A 323-nucleotide genomic window follows, 5' to 3' on the forward strand; every position below is an offset into this window, starting at 1 on the left:
GATGCGGGGCGACTCGCACGTCCGGTTCTTAGGGGAGCGCGTGCTGGCAACAGCACGCGCTTACCCGACATCGGCGTGGATGCCGATTCGGGGCTGGTTCACAGCGTGGTCGGCACGTCCGCCAACGTGTCGGATGTTTCACAAGCGCACGCGCTGTTGCATGGTCATGAGCAAGAAGCGTTCGGCGACGCGGGCTATATCGGCGTAGACAAGCGCAATGAAATGAAGGGCCGGTCGGTGAAGTGGCGCGTGGCGGCCAAGCGAGGAAAGATCAAGGCGATGCAGGATGGTGCGCTGAAGGATCTGATGATCGCGCTTGAGCG

At 62.2% G+C, this 323-nt stretch carries 1 pseudogene; it reads left to right on the forward strand.

Annotated elements, in window-relative coordinates:
- Positions 1-69: 69 nt before the first annotated feature.
- Positions 70-323, forward strand: a pseudogene (locus DIE23_RS39295) (transposase); the annotation flags it as partial.

Origin of the sequence: Burkholderia sp. Bp9143, from assembly GCF_003853645.1 — a bacterium.
GTDB lineage: Bacteria > Pseudomonadota > Gammaproteobacteria > Burkholderiales > Burkholderiaceae > Burkholderia.